The 18,415-nt window shown below is 68.9% G+C and carries 23 protein-coding genes; 17 read left to right on the top strand and 6 right to left on the bottom strand.

Features of this window, described 5'->3' with window-relative positions; all coding sequences use genetic code 11:
- The first annotated feature begins 114 nt into the window (after nucleotides 1-114).
- The 9 genes from HW578_RS02635 to HW578_RS02595 all read left to right on the top strand — a co-directional run bounded on the left by HW578_RS02635 (nucleotide 115) and on the right by HW578_RS02595 (nucleotide 7,892).
- Nucleotides 115-408: a hypothetical protein gene (locus tag HW578_RS02635; RefSeq protein ID WP_198368976.1), complete on the top strand. Its 294-nt coding sequence runs from the start codon at nucleotides 115-117 to the stop codon at nucleotides 406-408.
- Nucleotides 409-460: 52 nt separating this feature from the next.
- Entirely contained in the window at nucleotides 461-1,015 is a 555-nt protein-coding gene (locus HW578_RS02630) for a ferredoxin reductase domain-containing protein (protein ID WP_198368975.1), read from the top strand.
- Nucleotides 1,016-1,057: 42 nt separating this feature from the next.
- The gene (locus tag HW578_RS28390; protein ID WP_198368974.1) at nucleotides 1,058-1,354 is read left to right on the top strand and encodes a 2Fe-2S iron-sulfur cluster-binding protein; all 297 of its coding nucleotides are present in this window, start codon (nucleotides 1,058-1,060) and stop codon (nucleotides 1,352-1,354) included.
- 82 nt (nucleotides 1,355-1,436) lie between these two features.
- On the top strand, nucleotides 1,437-1,916 hold the full coding sequence (locus HW578_RS02620; protein WP_198368973.1) for a hypothetical protein: 480 nt from the start codon (nucleotides 1,437-1,439) through the stop codon (nucleotides 1,914-1,916).
- 14 nt (nucleotides 1,917-1,930) lie between these two features.
- Nucleotides 1,931-2,593, top strand: coding sequence for a hypothetical protein (locus HW578_RS02615; protein WP_198368972.1), 663 nt, complete (start codon nucleotides 1,931-1,933; stop codon nucleotides 2,591-2,593).
- Nucleotides 2,594-2,675: 82 nt separating this feature from the next.
- Nucleotides 2,676-3,377 (top strand): VIT1/CCC1 transporter family protein, encoded by a 702-nt coding sequence (locus HW578_RS02610; protein WP_198369000.1) that lies wholly within the window; start codon nucleotides 2,676-2,678, stop codon nucleotides 3,375-3,377.
- Nucleotides 3,378-3,567: 190 nt separating this feature from the next.
- On the top strand, nucleotides 3,568-4,338 hold the full coding sequence (locus HW578_RS02605; protein ID WP_232478515.1) for an ABC transporter ATP-binding protein: 771 nt from the start codon (nucleotides 3,568-3,570) through the stop codon (nucleotides 4,336-4,338).
- Nucleotides 4,335-6,695, top strand: coding sequence for an ABC transporter permease (locus tag HW578_RS02600; RefSeq protein ID WP_198368971.1), 2,361 nt, complete (start codon nucleotides 4,335-4,337; stop codon nucleotides 6,693-6,695). The genes HW578_RS02605 and HW578_RS02600 overlap by 4 nt, the downstream gene beginning before the upstream one ends.
- A gap of 114 nt (nucleotides 6,696-6,809) precedes the next feature.
- Nucleotides 6,810-7,892, top strand: a complete 1,083-nt coding sequence (locus HW578_RS02595; protein ID WP_198368970.1) for an efflux RND transporter periplasmic adaptor subunit — start codon at nucleotides 6,810-6,812, stop codon at nucleotides 7,890-7,892.
- A 145-nt stretch (nucleotides 7,893-8,037) separates the two neighbouring features.
- Here HW578_RS02595 and HW578_RS02590 read toward each other — a convergent pair whose 3' ends face one another.
- From HW578_RS02590 to HW578_RS02580, 3 genes are read right to left on the bottom strand one after another with little or no spacing between them, the layout of a single operon-like run.
- On the bottom strand, nucleotides 8,038-8,706 hold the full coding sequence (locus tag HW578_RS02590) for a GntR family transcriptional regulator (RefSeq protein ID WP_198368969.1): 669 nt from the start codon (nucleotides 8,704-8,706) through the stop codon (nucleotides 8,038-8,040).
- Entirely contained in the window at nucleotides 8,690-10,141 is a 1,452-nt protein-coding gene (locus HW578_RS02585; RefSeq protein WP_232478514.1) for a dihydroorotase, read from the bottom strand. Before HW578_RS02585 ends, HW578_RS02590 begins: the two co-directional genes overlap by 17 nt.
- Nucleotides 10,102-10,788, bottom strand: a complete 687-nt coding sequence (locus HW578_RS02580; RefSeq protein WP_198368967.1) for an isochorismatase family protein — start codon at nucleotides 10,786-10,788, stop codon at nucleotides 10,102-10,104. The genes HW578_RS02585 and HW578_RS02580 overlap by 40 nt, the downstream gene beginning before the upstream one ends.
- Nucleotides 10,789-11,099: 311 nt before the next feature.
- Between HW578_RS02580 and HW578_RS02575 the strand changes: the two genes are divergently transcribed.
- On the top strand, nucleotides 11,100-12,041 hold the full coding sequence (locus tag HW578_RS02575) for a Bug family tripartite tricarboxylate transporter substrate binding protein (RefSeq protein ID WP_198368966.1): 942 nt from the start codon (nucleotides 11,100-11,102) through the stop codon (nucleotides 12,039-12,041).
- A 203-nt stretch (nucleotides 12,042-12,244) separates the two neighbouring features.
- On the opposite strand, the gene HW578_RS02570 is transcribed toward HW578_RS02575, so the two are convergent.
- Genes HW578_RS02570 through HW578_RS02560 form a run of 3 tightly spaced genes read right to left on the bottom strand, consistent with a single transcriptional unit; the run spans nucleotide 12,245 to nucleotide 13,887 of the window.
- Complete coding sequence (locus tag HW578_RS02570) at nucleotides 12,245-13,033, bottom strand: sulfite exporter TauE/SafE family protein (RefSeq protein WP_198368965.1); 789 nt, start codon at nucleotides 13,031-13,033, stop codon at nucleotides 12,245-12,247.
- 18 nt (nucleotides 13,034-13,051) lie between these two features.
- Nucleotides 13,052-13,594 carry a rhodanese family protein gene (locus HW578_RS02565; protein ID WP_198368964.1) on the bottom strand — a complete coding sequence of 181 codons (543 nt, stop codon included), beginning with the start codon at nucleotides 13,592-13,594 and terminating at the stop codon, nucleotides 13,052-13,054.
- Nucleotides 13,591-13,887 (bottom strand): ArsR/SmtB family transcription factor, encoded by a 297-nt coding sequence (locus HW578_RS02560; RefSeq protein ID WP_369407799.1) that lies wholly within the window; start codon nucleotides 13,885-13,887, stop codon nucleotides 13,591-13,593. The genes HW578_RS02565 and HW578_RS02560 overlap by 4 nt, the downstream gene beginning before the upstream one ends.
- Nucleotides 13,888-14,038: 151 nt before the next feature.
- On the opposite strand from HW578_RS02560, the gene HW578_RS02555 reads away from it, so the two are divergent.
- From HW578_RS02555 to HW578_RS02535, 7 genes are all read left to right on the top strand, one after another.
- Nucleotides 14,039-14,935: an MBL fold metallo-hydrolase gene (locus HW578_RS02555; RefSeq protein ID WP_198368962.1), complete on the top strand. Its 897-nt coding sequence runs from the start codon at nucleotides 14,039-14,041 to the stop codon at nucleotides 14,933-14,935.
- Between the two features lie 203 nt (nucleotides 14,936-15,138).
- Nucleotides 15,139-16,086, top strand: a complete 948-nt coding sequence (locus tag HW578_RS28385; RefSeq protein ID WP_198368961.1) for a c-type cytochrome — start codon at nucleotides 15,139-15,141, stop codon at nucleotides 16,084-16,086.
- Between the two features lie 15 nt (nucleotides 16,087-16,101).
- Nucleotides 16,102-16,272, top strand: coding sequence for a hypothetical protein (locus HW578_RS28380; RefSeq protein WP_369407798.1), 171 nt, complete (start codon nucleotides 16,102-16,104; stop codon nucleotides 16,270-16,272).
- A gap of 9 nt (nucleotides 16,273-16,281) precedes the next feature.
- Nucleotides 16,282-16,473 (top strand): YgaP family membrane protein, encoded by a 192-nt coding sequence (locus tag HW578_RS02545; RefSeq protein ID WP_198368960.1) that lies wholly within the window; start codon nucleotides 16,282-16,284, stop codon nucleotides 16,471-16,473.
- 207 nt (nucleotides 16,474-16,680) lie between these two features.
- Entirely contained in the window at nucleotides 16,681-16,920 is a 240-nt protein-coding gene (locus HW578_RS28615; protein WP_456308261.1) for a hypothetical protein, read from the top strand.
- 27 nt (nucleotides 16,921-16,947) lie between these two features.
- The gene (locus HW578_RS02540; RefSeq protein ID WP_456308260.1) at nucleotides 16,948-17,988 is read left to right on the top strand and encodes an MFS transporter; all 1,041 of its coding nucleotides are present in this window, start codon (nucleotides 16,948-16,950) and stop codon (nucleotides 17,986-17,988) included.
- 47 nt (nucleotides 17,989-18,035) lie between these two features.
- Nucleotides 18,036-18,415, top strand: a 380-nt coding sequence (locus tag HW578_RS02535; RefSeq protein ID WP_232478513.1) for a helix-turn-helix domain-containing protein, incomplete at its 3' end; no start/stop codon positions are given.

The following is an 18,415-nucleotide window of genomic DNA, read 5'->3' as shown; positions in this document are numbered from 1 at the left end:
TCAAACCGAGGAGGCGTGCGTGGACAGGCAAGGCGTGGCCCGACCATCGCTCGTCAGTCCATCGACGTTGCGTCTGGCTGCCTCCGCGTACCTGGCAGTGCGAATTTACGGACGGTGACCGCACTCGAACTGCTCTTCTATATCTCCGTCGCGCTACTGTTTCAGCTCGCGGTAGGAATCGGCGTTGCAATATGGCGCTGGCGCCGGCGGGCCGCACTGCCGGCAATGCCGACGAGCGAGCCGGACACGACAGATCGTTCCCTAGCCTGGCCGGGCCTGCGAGAGTTTCGTGTCCTGCGGCGCCAGTTCGAGGATGCGCTGCGGACGCAATGCTCATTCTATCTCGCGCCGGTGGATGGGGCGCTGCTGCCACAATTCCAGCCAGGCCAATTCCTAACTCGCGCTTGACGTCCCGGAGGCTAGGACCGGCGCCGGGCGGACGATCACATGCTGCTATTCATTGTCCGATGCACCGAGGCCGGACGCCTACCGCATCACCGTCAAGCGGGTTCCATCGCCACTGGATCGGCCGGAGCTGCCACCGGGCGTCGCCTCCAACCAGTTGCATGACCGGGCGCAGGAAGGCGACCTCCTCAGGGTGAGGGCTCCGTCTGGCCGCTTCTTCATCGACACCGACGCACGGCTCCCGGCAGTCTTCATCGCCGGCGGAATCGGCATCACGCCCATGATGAGTATGCTGAGCTGGTGCCTGGAGCAGCAGCCCGGTCGTGTCCTGTACCTCTACTACGGGCTTCGTGACGGCGGTGAGCATGCCTTCAAGGCAAGGCTTGAGGAGTTGGCGGCCGAGCATTCCTCCTTCCACCTAAACGTCACCTACAGCCAGCCGCGCCCCGACGATGTTCCGAGGCGGGATTACCAGCACTCGCCAGACGTCGATGTAGCCTTGCTGCGCCAGACGCTGCCGCGGGGCCGTCACGCATTCTACATCCGCGGCCCGCCGACGATGATGGCGAGCCTCATCCCCGCGCTCCTGACCTGGGGCATTGACCCGTAGGACATCCATCACGAGGCCTTCGGCCCGGCGTCCCTCGCGCCCGTGCACGCGGCTTCGGGCAATGCAGCGGCCGGTATCGCCACCGCCGTCGAGGTTCAGTTTCGTCGCGCGGGGCGCACGCTGGTCTGGGACGGACGGGATTCGAGCCTGCTCGACTTTGCGGAACGTCACGGGGTCGCGGTCCAATCCGGCTGCCGGTCCGGCAGTTGTGGAAGCTGCGAGACGGCTGTCGCGTCCGGCACCGTCAGCCACGCGGTGAAGCCCGACCATCATGTACCACCCGGCCACTGCCTGCTGTGCGTCGGCACGCCCGGATCCGCGCTGGTGCTCGACGCATGACCGGCAGCCTGATCAACCGCGAGGTCCTGCCCTTCCTGCTGAAGCTGGCGGCCTGGCCGCCGCGGCGCTGATCCTCGATGCCGTGCTGCACCTCGACGATACGGTCTGGATCGGCCGCTACCTCGCCATTCCCGGCACGGCGCTGATCCTGGCCTCGCTGCGCAAGCACGAGCGGATCACGACAGGCAATCCGGCGCAGCTTCTGCGGCGACATGAATGGATGGCCTGGGCCGGGTCGCTGCTGGTGCTGGTCCATGCCGGCATCCACTTCAACGCGATCCTCGCCTGGCTGGCGGTCTGGGCGATGCTCGTCAATGTCGCCAGCGGGCTGACGGGCAAGTACCTGCTGCAGCGGTCGCGACGGCGCATCGAGGCCAGTCGCCGGGATTTGCGCGACGAGGGACTGGCTTCGAGCGCCATCGAGGAACGGCTCTACTGGGACAGCCTGACCTTCGACGTCATCAAGCAATGGCGGGTGGTTCACATCCCGATCACCCTGGCATTCGCCGTCCTGGCGACGGCGCATATCCTCACCGTCTTCCTGTTCTGGGGCTGGCGATGAAGCGTCCCTGGATCATGCTGATCGTCGTGGCCAACCTGGCGGTGATCGTGGCGCTCACCTTCATCTACCCGCATCTGATGATCAGCGCGGGCCCGCTGTTGCCGGCGCATGCGCAACCGACGACGGATTGCTTCGCGTGCCACGCGCCACTGCGCGGCGCTGCGGCGGATCGCTGCGTCAGCTGCCACGCTGTCGCGGATATCGGCGCGCGCCCCACCACTGGGGTGGCGCTGGCGCGGACGCCACTCCATCAGCAACTGGTCGCGCAGAATTGCGTCGCCTATCACAGTGAGCATCAGGGCTCGCGGATCAGTCAAAGCACGCACATGACGTTCTTGCACGCGCTGCTGCAACCCGCGACGCAGGCGAATTGCGCCAGCTGCCATACGGCGCCGGCAACCGCGTTTCATCGTGATCTCACCACGGGATGCGCGCAGTGCTACAGCACCGTGCGCTGGACGCCGGCCACCTTCGATCACGCGCGGCTCTTCGTGCTCGACCGTGATCACAATGCGCCCTGCGCAACCTGCCACGTGCACAACGATACCAGTCGCTATACCTGCTATGACTGCCATGAGCATCGGCCTGACCGCATTAGTGCCAAGCAACTGCGGGAGGGAATCCGGGACTTCCAGAACTGCGTGTCCTGCCATCGCAGCGCCCATGGCGAGCCTTAAGGCCGCGGGGGACGTGATCGTCGTGAGGGACGCGGCGGCCAAGAAAATGATTGAGGTAACGTCGACCCGTGAAGGAAGCCCGATGCCGCACCTGCACCTACACCCTGAACGTCATCTCGTCTCGCGGATCGGTTGGCTGCGGGCGGCGGTCCTCGGAGCCAATGACGGCATCGTCTCGACCGCCAGCCTGATCGTCGGCGTCGCTGTGGCAGCGGCCACGCAGACTGACATCCTGATCGCTGGCGCGGCTGGGTTGGTCGCGGGTGCGATATCGATGGCGGCAGGAGAGTACGTCTCTGTCGGTTCCCAATCCGACACGGAACAGGCCTACTTGGCCCGGGAAACCCAAGAGCCTCGGGACAACCCTGCCTTCGAACATGAGGAACTGGCCCAGATCTACGTCCGTCGTGCGGTGGACCGCGCGTTGGCCCGGCAGGTGGCCGAGCAGCTGATGGCCAAGAATGCCCTGGCGGCACATGCACAGGACGAGCTCGGGATGTCCGAGATCACCACCGCGCGGCCCATCCAGGCAGCACTGACATCGGCGGCAACCTTCGCCGTGGGCGCCGCCATGCCCCTGCTGAAGGTGGTCATCGCGCCGCCGCATCTGCTCGTATGGATCGTCTCGTGCGCATCGCTGGCTTCTCTGGCCCTGCTGGGGGCGCTCGGGGCGCAGGCGGGTGGCGCCAAAGTGCTTCGCGCCACGGCGCGGCTGACCTCCTGGGGCCCGCTCGCGATGGCATTGACGGCGGGTATCGGAGCGTTGTTCGGCACAGTGGTGTAGTCGGCGCAGGCACCGCTGAGGCTGGATCGGATGACGAATCCGACCATCCCAAGGTTGAAAACAAAGAAGTGTGCTGCGGCGCGATTTCGTGGCCGGCGACATCGCGCTCTGCGGCTTGCTGCCGCAGCGGAAAGGCTGAGCGTCCCAGCCTGAGGATACGCCCGCCCGGCGGGATCGTGGCCACTCGGTCATGAAGCGTGGCATCCTGCACGCCATGGCGATGACCAAGATGGCCGACGTAGCGCACCCGACCGGCGTGCCCCCGGTCTTCGTCGCACGCGGGTTGTGCAAGAGCTACGGCACCGGCGACGCCACTGTGCATGCGCTGCGCGACCTCGACCTCGACATCATGCAGGGCGAGTTCGTGGTGCTGCTCGGCCCGTCCGGCTCCGGTAAATCCACCCTCTTGAACATCCTTGGCGGCCTCGATGCGCCAACCTCCGGCCGCGCCGCGTGGCGGGACCACGAGCTGGCCGGCGCAGACGAGGCGGCGCTTACAGCCTACCGGCGCGACCACGTCGGCTTCGTCTTCCAGTTCTACAACCTCATCCCGAGCCTCACCGCCCGCGAGAATGTCGAACTCGTCGCCGAGATCGCGCGCGACCCGATGCAGCCAGAGGAGGCGCTCGCGCTCGTCGGCCTCTCGCGCCGCCTCGACCACTTCCCCGGCCAGCTCTCCGGCGGCGAGCAGCAGCGCGTCGCGGTTGCGCGCGCCATCGTCAAGCGGCCCGACGCCCTGCTCTGCGACGAGCCCACCGGGGCGCTCGACGTCGAGACGGGCAAGCTCGTGCTCTCGGCCATCGCGCGGGCCAACCGCGAGGTCGGGGCGACGACGGTGGTCATCACCCATAACGCGGCGATCGCCGGCATGGCCGACCGGGTGCTGCGCATGGGCGGCGGGCGCATCGTGTCGATCGAAGCGAATGGCAACCGTTGCGCGCCGGAGGAGCTCGTCTGGTGAGGGTGCTGGACCGCAAGGTGCTGCGCGATGTCCGGGCGCTGCGCGGCCAGGTCCTCACCATCGCGCTGCTGATCGGCGCCGGGGTCGCGGTGCTGGTGATGTCGGTCAGCAGCTTCCTCTCGCTCCGCGAGGCGCAGCAGACCTTCTATGCGGAGAGCCGCTTCGCGGAGGTCTCTGCCGAGGTGAAGCGCGCGCCCCGCACGCTGCTGAGCCGGATCGGGGAGATCCCGGGCGTGGCGCTCACAGAAGCGCGCGTCAGCGGCGAGGCTCGCGTTGATTGGCCCGGGGGGGAGGTGCCGGTCGCTGGGCGTGTGCTGTCTCTTCCGGCCAACGGGGAGCAACCGGCGCTCAACAGGCTCTGGTTGCTTGCCGGCCGGCTGCCCGAGCCGACACGACACGACGAGGCGGTGATCCATGCCGCCTTTGCGGAGGCCTGGCAGGTGCGCCCGGGCGACGAGATCGCCGTCATACTGAACGGCCGACGCGAGCGCTTCCGCATCAGCGGCATCGCCCATTCGCCGGAGTTCGTCTTCACCTCGCGCCCGGGCAATCCCCTGCCGGACGATCGCGGCTTCCTCGTGCTCTGGGTGAACGAGGAAGGGGCATCGCGCGCCTTCGACATGCAGGGCGCCTTCAATGAGGTGGTGCTGACCCTGGCCCCCGGCGCCTCGGAACCTGAGGTGATCGCGGAGCTCGACCTGCTGCTGCAGCCCTGGGGCGGTCGCGGCGCCTATGGACGGCGCGACCAGCCCTCGCACCGCTTCCTGGAGGACGAACTGGCCGAGCAGCGCACGCTCGCGGTCACCGTTCCGCTGGTCTTCTTCGGCATCGCCGCCTTCCTGCTGAACGTCGTGCTGGGCCGGATGGTGGAGGCTCAGCGCGAGCAGGTCGCGGCGCTCAAGGCGCTCGGCTACCCGTCCTTTCCGATCGCCGCCCACTACGCGAAGTTCGTCGCCGTAGTCTGTGCGCTGGGCTCGGTGTTCGGCATCGCGGCCGGGGCCTGGATGGGCGCGGGCATGCTCGGCAACTACCGTCCCTTCTTTCGCTTCCCGGAGATGCCCTACCTGCTGCCGGCCCGGCTGCCCCTGCTCGCGGCGGCGGCCAGCTTCGCGGTGGCGCTGCTCGGCGTGCTGGCCGCGCTGCGGCGGATCCTCCGCCTGCCCGCCGCTGAGGGATTGCGCCCGCCGCGCCCGGCCGATTTCGGCGGGGTCACGCTCGGCCGCTGGGGCCGCCGGGTCGGGGCCAGGGCCAAGATCCCGCTGCGTGGCTTGCTCGGTCGCCCGCTGCGCACCCTCCTCACTGTCCTCGGCATCGCGATGGCGGTGCCGATGGTGGTGCTCGGCCTGTTCTGGTGGGACGCGATGGACAGCATGGTGGAGCTGCAGTTCGACCGCATCGAGCGCGGCGACGCCTTCGTGGCGCTCACCGACCCGCGCCCCTCCCGCGCCGTGCGCGAGATGGCGCGCCTTCCCGGCGTGCTCGCCGCGGAGGGCCATCGCATCGTGCCGGTGCGGCTTCGGGCTGCGCAGCGCAGCCGCCTCCTCGCCCTAACCGGTCTCCCGGAGGGCGCGGAGCTTCGTGTTCCCCGGGATGCCGATCTCCGCCCGGTGCCGATCCCGCAGCAGGGCCTGGCGCTCAGCCGGCGGCTGGCCGAGCGGCTCGGCGTCCGGGAAGGCGACTCGGTGCAGGTCGAGGTGCTGGAGGGCGCGCGCCGTGTCCATGACCTGCCGGTGGCCGCGCTGGTCGAGGACATCATCGGGTTCAGCGCGCTGATGGAGATCGGCGCGCTCAACCGGCTGATGCGCGAGGACGACCTGGTCTCCCATGTCGCGCTGCGCGTGGACCCTCAGGAGGTGCAGGCGCTGTGGCAGCAGCTGGCGGAGCGGCCGCGCGTCGCGGTCACCAATGTGAAGGCGGTGTGGCTGCGCGTCTTCGATGAGGTGATCGCCGGCCTCGTGCTGACCAGCGCCGTGACGCTGACCGGCTTCGGCGTCATCATCGCGGTCGGCGTGGTCTACAACAGCGCGCGCGTCGCGCTGCAGGAGCGGGGCTGGGAAATGGCGAGCCTCAGGGTCCTCGGCTTCACACGACAGGAGGTGGCGCGGATCCTGCTCGCAGAACTGGCGCTGGCCGTTCTCATCGCGGTACCGCTCGGGCTCGTTCTGGCGCAGTGGATCGTCGAGCTGATCCTGGGCGCGCGGGACAATGAGAGCTTCGACGTCCCGGCTGCGATCAGCCCGGCCACCTTCGTCACGGCCGCGCTCGTCGTGCTGGGCGCGGCACTCGCCAGTGCGGTGGCGGTGCGGCGACGCATCGACCGGCTCGACCTGGTCGCCGCCCTGAAGGCGAGGGATTGAGCGATGGGGCGGCATCTTCGCCGGGCGCTGATCGCCGCTTCCGTCCTTCTGGCGGTGGGCGGCGCGCTCCTTGCCTTCCGCCAGCGGCCAGTGCCTGTCGAGACGGAGCAGGTCATGCGCGGCCGCTTCGAGGCCGTGGTGGAGGAGGACGGCCGCACGCGTGTGCGCGAACGCTATGTCGTCTCCGCCCCTGTCGCCGGGCGCGTGCTGCGCCTGGGCGTGCGCGCCGGCGACACCGTCGGGCGCGGCGACCTGGTCGCGGAGATCCTGGCCGCGCCTTCGGCCCTGCTCAGCCCCCGCGCGCGGCGCGAGGCGGAGGAGCGTGCGGGTGCGGCGGAGGCCATGTTGCAGCAGGCCGGCGTCCTGGTGGAGCGCGCCGCCGCCCAGCAGGCCCAGGCGGAGGCGGATGCCGCCCGGGTGCGCGCCCTACACGCGCGAGGCACGGCGCCGCTTCAGCAGTTGGAGCGTGCGGAGCTGGCCGAGCGCACGGCCGCGCGAGACATGCTCGCTGCAGAACGCCGCAGGCACGCCGCCGAACACGAGTTGGACCAGGCGCGCGCTTTGCTCGCATCGGCCGACGCGCCGGAGGGTGGCCTGGAGCGCCATGAGGTGCGTGCGCCCGTCGCCGCGCACGTGCTGCGCGTGCTGCAGGAGAGTGAGGCGGTCGTCGCCTCCGGCGCGTCGTTGCTCGAACTCGGCGATCCGGCGGACCTGGAAGTGGTGGTGGATGTCCTCACCACCGAAGCGGTCGGCATCCGCCCCGGCGCGCCGGTCGCCATCGAGAGGTGGGGCGGGCCCGTTCCGCTGGAAGGCCGCGTCAGGCGGGTCGAACCTGGCGCCTTTACCCGGGTCTCGGCGCTCGGCGTCGAGGAGCAGCGGGTGTGGGTGTTGGTCGACCTCGTCAGCCCCCGAGAGCGCTGGGCGGCGCTCGGTGACGGGTTCCGCGTGGATGCGCGCATCATGGTCGAGGCGATCGAGGACGCTGTTCTGGTGCCGGTCAGCGCGCTTTTTCGGCGGGGCGCCGGCTGGGCTGCCTATGTCGTGCAGGACGGCGTAGCGCGCGAGCGACAGGTCGCAGTAGCCCGGCGCGCGGCCCGCAGTGCCATGATCTCAGGCGGCTTGTCGGCCGGCGAGACCGTCATTCTGTTCCCGCCGAGCACGCTGCGCGACGGTAGCCGCGTCAGCCGCACAAGGTAAGCCATCGGCGACGGGTCGGATCCGGGCGCACTCCCTCCGCCACGATCCGCCCCTACGTTCGCCGACCAACCACGGATGCACGCTGCGGTTCACGGAGCAGCCTGCCCCAGCCTCTCGGGCGGCGCCTCGTTGCATGCGTACGGCGCTAATCTCTTGAGCCGGTCGGCAGTATCGCCTGCAGCGCGATGTCGCAGTCGGCGCGCAGGTGCTCGCGCATCAGCATCTCGGCTGCCGGGCCGTCCCTGGCCAGGATCGCTCCGATGATCCGCCCGTGTTCTTCGAGCGCGCGGGGCGCGCGGCCCTGCCGCAACGTCATGAGGCCGAAGCGGTGAACCTGATCGCCCAGCTGACGCATGAAGCGGGCCAACCGCGTATTGCGTGTCAGGGCGATGATATGCTCATGCAGACGGACCGATGCAGCGTAGGCATCCGGCAGGCGCCCCGCGGCGAGATGTGCCAGCGCATCTGCATGGTCGGCCGTAAGCGTACCAGCATCGGCCGGCATCAGGTGCTCGGCGGCCAGGCGCGCTGCGAAACATTCAAGCTGCTCGCGCAGCTGATAGACCTCGATGATGTCCTCGACGGATGGTTCGGACACCGCCACGCCGCGTTGCGGAAGGATGCGGACCAGGCCTGTTGCGGCCAGTTCGCGGAGCGCCTCGCGCACCGGCGTCCGGCTGATCCTCAGCTCCTCGGCGAGCTGGTTCTCCGAGAGCAGGCTGCCGGGCGGGTAACTCAGGTTCAGGATGCGCTCCCGGATCGTGCCGAGCGCGTGCTCCCGCAGGCTCTGTGCCGGCTTATGCGGGCGTGGCATGCCTCAACCTGCGGCGCATATATCTGCCGGTCCCAACCGCGGCCGCGCCGAGCAGACCCTCTCGCAGGACGAAGCGGCCACGCACGAGCGTATGCACGACCCGCCCCGTCAGTTCCCAGCCTTCGTAGATCGAATAGCCTGCCGAACTGACCACCGCATCCCGCGTCACCGTCCAGCGCGCTGCGGGATCCACGATCGCGAAATCCGCATCCATACCCGGCGTGATCGCGCCCTTGGCGTGGTCGAGGCCCATGGCGTGCGCCGGGTTGCCCGCCGTCAGCGCCGCGATTCGTGGCAGGCTAAGGCTGCGCTTCGCATATCCCTCGCTGAGCAGCACGGGCAGCATCGTCTCCATGCCCGGGCAGCCGGGCGAGGCAGCCCAGATGCCACCTTCCTTGGACGTGATGTCGCGATGCACGTGGTCGGTCGCCACAGTATCGATGCTGCCGTTGAGCAGCCCGCGCCACAGCGCCTCGCGGTCCGTCGCCTCTCGCAGCGGCGGATTGATCTTGCCGGTCACACCACCCGGCCAGGTGATGTCATGTGTCAGGTAGTGCGGGCATGTCTCGATGAAGACACGGGCACCGGCGGCGCGCTGGCGCAGCGCGGCATCCAGCGCCTCGGCCGAGGACGTGTGCACGACATAGAGCGGCGCGCCGGCGGTCCTCGCGACATAGGTCGCGCGCTGCACCGCGTCGGCCTCGACGAAGGGCGGGCGCGTGGCGTTCCAACTGGCCAGCCCGCCGCGGCCTTCGGGGTCGTCGCGCATGACGCGCTCGCGCAGCACCCAGGCCATCTCAATCGTCTCGGGGTGTGGGCAGACCATGCCGCCATGCGCAGCGGCGGCTTCGCACAGGCGTAGCAGGAAGCCATCGTCGATGTCCGGCAGGCCCAGGCGCTTTCCTTCCCCGCCGCGGTTGTTCATGAAGATTTTGAAGCTCGGCGCGCCCCAGTCGCGGATGCAGGCCTCGACCTCGGCGAGCTGCGCTGCGGTCGCGATGATCGGGTGGTAGCCGAAGTCGATACGCGCCCCGGCCTCGGTCACCGCGATCACGTCGCCGAGGAGCGTGACGAAGGGCTCGGTCGCCATCAGGTAGGGGATGAAGCAGGTGATGCCGCCGGCGGCGGCCGCCGCGGTCTCCTGGTCGGCATCGCCGGGCACCCGCGGGCGAGAGATGTCCTTGCCGTGCCCCAGATGGAGGTGCGCGTCGATCGCGCCCGGCAGCACGACGAGGCCCTTCAGCGACACGCGTTCTCGCGCCGGAACATCCGTGCCCGGCGCGAGCAGCGCGGCGATGCGGCCATCCGCCACGGCGATGTCGCAGGCCACGGGCTCCGCGGCGCGGGGCAGCACTACGGTCGCGCCGGCGAGCAGCAGGTCGAAGGACATTGCCGTCACCGCGCCGCCGGCAGCGCCTGCAACGCAGCGGCGCATTCAGCTGTGCTCATCACGTCCGCGTACTTGGACGCCATGTCGAAGAGGTTCACGGCGTGGGAAACGCGGCTGCGGTCGTAAACCGCATCATGCGGCACGACGACCTTGAAGTTGTAGGCGAATCCATCGACCACGGAACCGCGCACGCAGCCGCTGGTCGTGCAGCCGGTGACGACGAGGGTGTCAGCGCCGAGGTCGATCAGGTAGCTCGCGAGCGGCGTGCCGAAGAAGGCGCTGGGATGCTTCTTAGGCAGCAGGATATCCTTTGGCTGCGGCCGGATCTCCTCGACGAAGTCGTAGCCGTTGCGCGCCACGGTCATCAGCGCCGGCACCTTCTCCGCCAGCCGGCCCTGGTCGAAGCTCTCCTTCGGCGAGACGTGCGGGTAAAGCACCGGCCATCCGCGCGCGCGAAACAGCGCGAGCAGCGTCTGCATCCGCCCCACCGCCTCCCAGCCCCATTCGCCGCAGGAGGTCGGGAACTCCCTGATCGCGTCCCAGAAGGGCATCGGGCGCGTGCCGACGGTGCGGTACTGGACGTCGATGATCAGCAGCGCCGGTCGCCGGCCGAGTCCTGACGCGCGGCCGAAGCCGGCGGCGCCATAGGCCCTCTGCTCCTCGGCCGAAATGATGCCGTCCCAGGGTTTCATCTGCGCGCCTCCGATTCGGTTGCGTGGCGGTCAACGTCGGCGATGATTCTGCCACACAACTGGGATCCCAGTCGATTGACACTTCGCTGCACCGCGGATGATATGGAAACGACAAAGTTAGCGTGGGCGCTGCAGGCTTGTCCGGCCGGCGTCGTGCATGTCGGGGCCGCTGTGACGGGGGGTTATATAACCGTTACCGGCGTCCGCAGGCGCGAGGCCGGGAACCGGGCCACGCTGGATGCTGACGCGCGCCGCGCCGGAACGATTTCGGAGGAGGACATCCCATGAGGACACAGCTCTCGCGCCGCGCAGTGCTCGGCGCTGGCGCCAGCCTTGCCATCGCCGCGCCGGCGCTTGCCTTCCCAGATCAGCCCGTCCGCATCGTCGTGCCCTGGAATGCGGGCGGCGCAACCGACGTCATTTCGCGCGCCCTCGCCACCGCCATGGCGCCGCTGCTGGGCCAGCCGGTGCTGGTCGACAACCGGCCCGGCGCCAATGGCGCCGTCGGCGCGCAGTTCGTCGCCAGCGCGCGCCCAGACGGCCATACGCTCTTCGTCGCCAGCGCCGAAACTCATTCGGTGAACCCGCTGGTCTATTCGCGCCTCGCGTACGATCCGGCCGCCGGGTTCGAGCCGATCACGGTGTTCGCCAGCGGCCCCTTCGCCCTCGTCGTCCGTTCGGGGCTCGGCGCCGATACGCTCGAGGCCTTCATCAGCCTGGCGCGGAGCCGCCCCGGCCAACTCACCTATGCCTCCTGGGGCATCGGCTCGACCTCCCAGCTTGCCGCGGCCAGCGTGATTCAGAACGCAGGGCTCGACCTACTGCACGTGCCCTTCACCGGGGCGGCCCCGGCCTACACCGCGCTCGTGGCCGCGCAGGTGGACGCCATGTTTATGAATGCCGGACCGGCCGAAGGGCTTGCGCGCGATGGCCGCGTGAAGATCCTTGGAATCGGGTCCCCGGAGCGCGTGCCGCTGTTGCCCGCGGTACCGACGCTTCGTGAACTCGGCATGCCGCTCGATGCCGCGAACTGGTTCGCGCTGCTCGGGCCGGCGCGCACGCCGCCGGACGTCGTCGCACGGATCGCGGCGGTCGCAGCCGAGGCCCTTCGGACGCCTGCAGCGCAGGAGGTGTTCCGCGCCCAGGGCATCCTACCTGTCGGCATGCCGCCCGCTGAGACGCGCGCCTTCGTTGCCGCCGACCGTGAACGTCTGGTCCCGATCGTACGCAACCTTAACATTCGCCTCGATTAAGCGGCGTCAGTTCAGCGGTGGGCGGGGACCACTGGCAGGTCCCTTCTGCCCGCGATCGATTGCACGGTGACACGGCCCGGATCGCCTGGCGCGTGATCGTTCCTGGGACCCCGAGACTTTCGTTCCTCGGTTCCAATCCCTGCGGCGGTGGAAACCGGATTCCAACCTTCGCTGGGCGCCGTGAGACGCGTCTCGCCGGATGATCACCTGAGAAGACCGAAACTTCGGGCAAGCATGTATCCCGCAACCACAAAAATCAGTCCGGCGAATACCCGGGTCAGTGCCCCCCGACGCTGCGATAGGACCCGACCAGCGCGCGCACCAACCAGTCCGCCCAGCACCCCGCCGCCAACGAACACTGCCGCGAGCGGCCAGTTCACCAACCCCGCCGCCGCATAGGTGCCGGCCGTCGTCACACCGAAGGCGGTGACGGCGACGAGGGAGGTCCCGATCGCCTGGAGCATCGGCATGCCCGTGGCGAAGACCAGCCCGGGCACGATCAGGAAGCCACCGCCAATTCCGAAGAAGCCGGACAACGCGCCGACGCCGAGCCCGGTGCCAACCAGCGCCGGCGCATTGCCCCGGTTCAGCCGAACAATGCGATCCACGCCGTTATCGCGCCGCACCAGCATCAGCACCGCGACAACCACCATCAGGATGGCGAAGGCCGCCAGCAGCGACTGCCCATCCAACCGCCGACCCAATGCCGACCCAGCGAAGGCGCCCAACACGCCGGCGGTTGCGAAGACCGAGGCGCAGGGCCAGCGGACATTGCCGGCGCGGGCGTGCCCGATGACGCTTGTCGCGGCATTGACTGCCACAGCGACAGCACTGGTGCCGATCGCGATGTGCGCGCTCGGCACACCCACCAGGTAGACCAGCAGCGGCACCGCCAGGATCGACCCTCCACCGCCCACCAGGCCGAGCGTGAAGCCAACCAGCGAGCCAGAGGCGCCGCCGAGCAATGCCTGTGGGAGGGATAGGTCGAACATGATGGCTTGTCCTGTGACCTAACCTGCCGATGTCACGACGGGCAGGTTCGGCACACGGTTCCAGGGCATCATCCGCAGCAGGTTTGCCAGACCGCAGGTGCCGGTCACGCCGGCGAAGACCAACCCGGCGCCGACGAAGCCCGCCAGCGCGTAGAGCCAGGGGGAGACCAGCGCGCCCAGCAGAACGCCCAGCACCACCAGGCTGCCCGCCGCGATCTGCACCTGGCGCATCAGCTCCAGTGGCTGGCGCCGATCGGTCGCCACCGGAAGCCCTGCCTGCTTCCAGGCATCCAGCCCACCTTCGACGATGTAGGCCTCGCACAGGCCGGCCTTGGCGCCGAGCCGATCGGTATTGCCCGCGGTGCGGGCGCCGCTGCGGCAGTGGAACAGGACAGGCTTCCCGTCATGCACGGCCAGCTCCGCTTCTTCCAGTCGTGACAGTGGGAGGCTCCGCGCTCCCGGGATGCGCTCGCGGGCATGCTCATCAGGCTCGCGCACATCGACGAGGGTGGCGCCGTCGCGCAACAGCGCAGCCGCATCCTGTGGGGTGATGGTCTTCATGGGTTTGGTCCTTGTTCGTGTTGTTCAGCGGGGGAGGTCTGGGGCGGGCAGTAGAGATCGCGCAGCACTTCCAGCAGCCGGGCCGCCTTCGGGTCCGCAAGGCGGTAGAAGACCGCCTGCGATGCCCTGCGGGTGGCCACCAACCCGTCCTCACGCAGCATGGCCAGGTGCTGGGAGAGAGCCGGTTGGGAGAGGCCGAGGGCGGAGGCCAGGGCGCTCACCGTCATCTCGCCGGCGCCCACGAGATGGCAGAGCAGCAGCAACCTCCGCTCGTTCGCGAGCAGGCGCAGCAACCGTGCAGCATCTGCGGCGTTCTCCTGTAGCGCCGCCGTGTCCGCTGCTGGCCTCACCTCCATCATCCGACGCGCCCATTCGTAATTGTATGCTTATTAAGCGAACGCTTATATGATGTTCAAGCCCCATCCCGGGGCAGGGAAGGACATCATGGACCAGCCCCTCATTCGCGCGTTCTTCGATGAGGCGACCAACACGGTCAGCTATCTGGTCTGGGATCCCGCGACGAAGGACGGCGCGGTCATCGACCCCGTGCTGGATTGGGACAATCGCTCGGGCGAGGCCGACACGGCCTCCGCCGATGCTCTCATCGCCGCCGCGGCGGAAGCCGGCGTCGCCATCCGCTGGGTACTGGAGACGCATGCCCACGCCGATCACCTGACCGCCGCGCCTTACATCAAGGCCAGAACAGGCGCGCGGATCGGCATCCGCGAGCATATCCGGGATGTGCAGAAGATCTTCCGCCCGGTCTTCGACATGCAGGACCTCAAGCCAGACGGCGGCGATTTCGATCGCCTCTTCGCGGATGGTGAGCGTTTCGCGCTCGGGTCGTTGACCGTGGAAGTGCTGCACGTCCCCGGCCACACGCCGGCCGATGTCGCCTATCGCATCGGCGGCGATGTCTTCGTCGGCGATACGCTGTTCATGCACGACTACGGAACGGCGCGCGCCGACTTTCCGGGCGGTGATGCGCACCAGCTCTGGCATTCCATTCAACGGCTCCTGGCCCTGCCGCCCGAGACGCGGATTTGGATCTGCCACGACTACGAGGCACCGGGACGCGACAGCTTCGCCTGGCAAAGCACCGTGGCCGAGCAGCGCGCGAACAACCCGCATGTGAAGGACGGCACGACGGAGGCCGAATTCGTCGCCTTTCGTCAGGCGCGTGACAGCACGCTGGCCGCGCCGACGCTGCTGCTGCCGTCGATCCAGGTGAACATCCGGGCCGGCCGCTTCCCGGAGGCGGAGGCAAACGGCGTGCGCTACCTGAAGATCCCGGTGAAGGCGAAGGCAGCAGGCCCCACCGTGGCGATCGCAGCCGCGTGACCGGAAAAACCCCACACAGGGAGTGACCGCCGATGTGCGCACCATCCTAGACCGTCGTCATCGCAGGGCTGGCGCTGATCGGCGTCGTCACGCTCTTTGCGAAGCGTCCTCCCCGGACGGCAACCGAGATCGCGACGCCGCAAACGCAGGTCGGCCCCACTGTCGTACAGGCGCCGGTGGCACCTCCCACAGTGGCCGCTCCGGTGCGCACCCAAGCCGCACCGCCACCCACCGCCGTCGTGGCCGCCGCCTGGGACGTACCGGACCCCGATACGCTCCCTGACGACATCTATGGCCGCACCGTCCGCCGTGGCAGGGACCTGATTGCGCGCACCTCCTCATTGATCGGCCCGGACGCGGCCGATCCCGCGATGCGCCACGCCGGCAACGGACTCGATTGCCAGTCCTGCCACATCCAAGCCGGGACGCAGCAATTCGGCATCCCTCTGGCCGGCATCTGGGGCGTGTTCCCGCAATACATCGGCCGGGAGAATGAAGTCCGCACGCTGGAGGAGCGCGTGAATGGCTGCATGGAGCGCAGCATGAACGGCCGCGCGTTGCCGGTGGACGGACCCGAGATGAAGGCGATCCTGACCTATATTCGCCATATCAGCGCACCGGAACGCGTCGGCCAGTCGCTGACAGGCCGCGGCACGCCGGCGTTGCCGCTCCCAGATCGTGCCGCCGACCCGGCGCGCGGCCAGCAGATCTATGCCGAGAACTGCGTGGCTTGCCACGGGGCAGATGGCCTCGGTCAGCGGCTGGATGCCGCCGAAGCTGCCGGGACCGGCCGTCGCTACCGCTTCCCGCCGCTTTGGGGGCCGGACAGCTACAATGACGGCGCCGGCATGGCCCGAATCATCACCGCGGCGCGCTTCGTGCACGGCAACATGCCGCTCGGCACCACCTTCGAGGCACCGGTGATAGCGCCGGCCGATGCCTTCGACGTGATGGCCTTCATCAATACGCAACCGCGGCCGCATCGGGCGGGTCTGGAGGCCGATTTCCCCGACCGGTCCAACAAGCCCGTCGATGCGGCCTATCCGCCCTTCGTCGGGCCCTTCACGCCGGACCAGCACCGCTTCGGTCCCTGGCAGCCGATCCAGGATTGGCTGCGCGCCAACCCCGCCGCTGCCCGTGCAATTCCATAGCGCAGGGACGCCGTCATGAACGCAAACCTCCGGATCGTCTGCCCGCAATGCGACGCCATCAACCGCGTGCCCGAGGCCCGTCTCGGCGATGGACCGCGGCGCGGTGCCTGCCTGATGCGAATCAATGCGGCGCCTCAGCGTGGGGCGCATGTCTGTCGGCAACGGCCTTCGGGCCCGGTGAAATAGGAGAGCTTCATGACGCGCAATGTTGGTTCCATCGACAGAGGGCTGCGTATCGCGGCGGGGTTGGCCTTGCTCGGCCTTGGCGCCTTCGGCCCGCTCGGCTGGTGGGGGCTGGTCGGCCTTGTGCCATTGGTGACAGGATTGATGAGCAGCTGCCCCGCCTACAGCCTGCTGGGCGTCAATACCTGTTCGGCGGCGCGGTAGGCGCGAGGAACAGCGCCCGTGGCCTTCCGCCACCCCGTCCTGTGACCGGCGGGCATTCCGTGCGCAGCGCGCCCGCCGCCGGCATCGATCACTGAATCGCCACCCCGCCTGGCCCTCGATGGATGATTCTGCTTCACGCATGGAATCGATGACCTGACGTTCAGCCCGCTTGCCAACCTGACCTATCGCCATCTGTTCGCGGCGCAGGTGCTGTCGCTGATCGTGACGGGCCTGGCGACCGTGGCACTCGGGCTGCTGGCTTTCGATCTGGCGAGTGCAAATGCCGGTGCGGTGCTCGGCACGGCGCTGGCCATCAAGATGGTGGCCTGTGTCAGTATCGCTCCGGTCGCAGGGGCCTTTGTGCATCTGGTGCCGCGCCGCAGCCTGCTGGTGGTGCTTGATCTGATGCGGGCGGCGGTCGCGTTGGCGCTGCCCTTCGTGACCTAGATCCGGCAGGCCTATCCGCTGATCTTCGTGCTGCAAACCGGCTCGGCCGCCTTCACGCCGACCTTTCAGGCCACCATCCCCGACATTCTTCCGGAGGAGGCCGAGTACACCAAGGCATTGTCCCTTTCGCGTCTGGCCTATGATCTGGAGGCGCTGGCGAGCCCGGCGATCGCCGCCGCCCTGCTCGGGCTGGTCGGCTTCCATTGGCTGTTCGCAGGCAATGCGCTGGGCTTCCTCGCCTCGGCCGCCCTGGTGCTGACCGTGGTGCTGCCTTCGCCAACGCCACCGGCGACGCAGGAAGGTGCCTGGCGCCGCATCACGCGTGGAGCGCGCATCTACCTCGCCACGCCGCGGCTACGCGGCTTGCTGGCGCTGAACGTCACGGTCGCCATGGCCGGTGCGATGGTGATCGTGAACACGGTGGTGCTGGTGCGCGCGGGCTTCGGTCTGGGTGCGGCGGAGCTGGGCTGGACGCTGGCGGCCTATGGCGCGGGATCGATGGTGGCCGCACTCGCCGTGCCGCGCCTGTTCGACGGCGTGCTGACCGATCGCACGGTCATGATGGCGGGGGCCGGTCTGCTCGTCGCAGGCCTGCTGCTCGGGCTGCTGGTGCCGAGTTGGTCGATGCTGCCGCCGCTGTGGATGGTGCTGGGCCTCGGCAACGGGCTGGTGCTGACGCCAAGCGGGCGCCTGCTGTGGCGGTCGGCCCATGCCGGCGATCGGCCTGCGCTGTTTGCCGCGCGTTTCGCGCTCAGCCATGCCTGCTGGCTCGTCGCCTATCCGTTGGCGGGCCGGTTCGGCGCATCGGCAGGGATGGAGGCTACCTTCCTGGTGCTTGCGGCGCTCGCCGCCGCGGCGCTGGTCGCGGCCACCGCTCGGTGGCCGAAGGATGATGCGGAGGAGGTCGAGCACGTGCACGATCGTCTGCCACCCGACCATGCGCATCTGGGTGATGCGCGGCCGGATCCGACAGGGGCGCTCCGCCACAGCCATGCCTGTGTCATTGATGAGCTTCACCGCCGTTGGCCGTGTAGCCGCCGGAGTGAAACTGACCCAGTCGCCGGTTGAAAGCTGACCCAGGCTTAGGGTGCCTCGTCGTTGTGGCGGGGGCCTGGATGGTTGGGGGAGAGCTGGCGTTGGAGATCCGGGTATTGGCCAAGCACGGCAAGGGCGTGCGCGAGATCGCGCGCGAGGTGGGCGTGTCGCGGAACACGGTGCGGCGCTACCTGCGCGACGCGGAGGCGGCGCGATACCGGCCACGGGCGCCGCGGCCGGGCAAGCTGGCGCCGTTCGAGGGCTACATCGCCGATCGGATCGCCGCGGCGGCGCCGGAGCGGCTCGAGGCGACGGTGCTGCTGCGGGAGTTGCGTGAGCGCGGCTACGCCGGCGGCTACAGCATCCTCAAGGAACATCTCGCCTGGCTGCGGCCCGCTGCCGAGCCGGAGCCGGTGGTGCGCTTCGAGACAGCGCCAGGCGAGCAGATGCAGGTGGACTG

This window comes from Roseomonas rosulenta (genome assembly GCF_016106005.1).
Classification (GTDB): Bacteria; Pseudomonadota; Alphaproteobacteria; order Acetobacterales; family Acetobacteraceae; genus Neoroseomonas; species Neoroseomonas rosulenta.
This window is presented reverse-complemented; position numbering and strand designations above follow the sequence as displayed.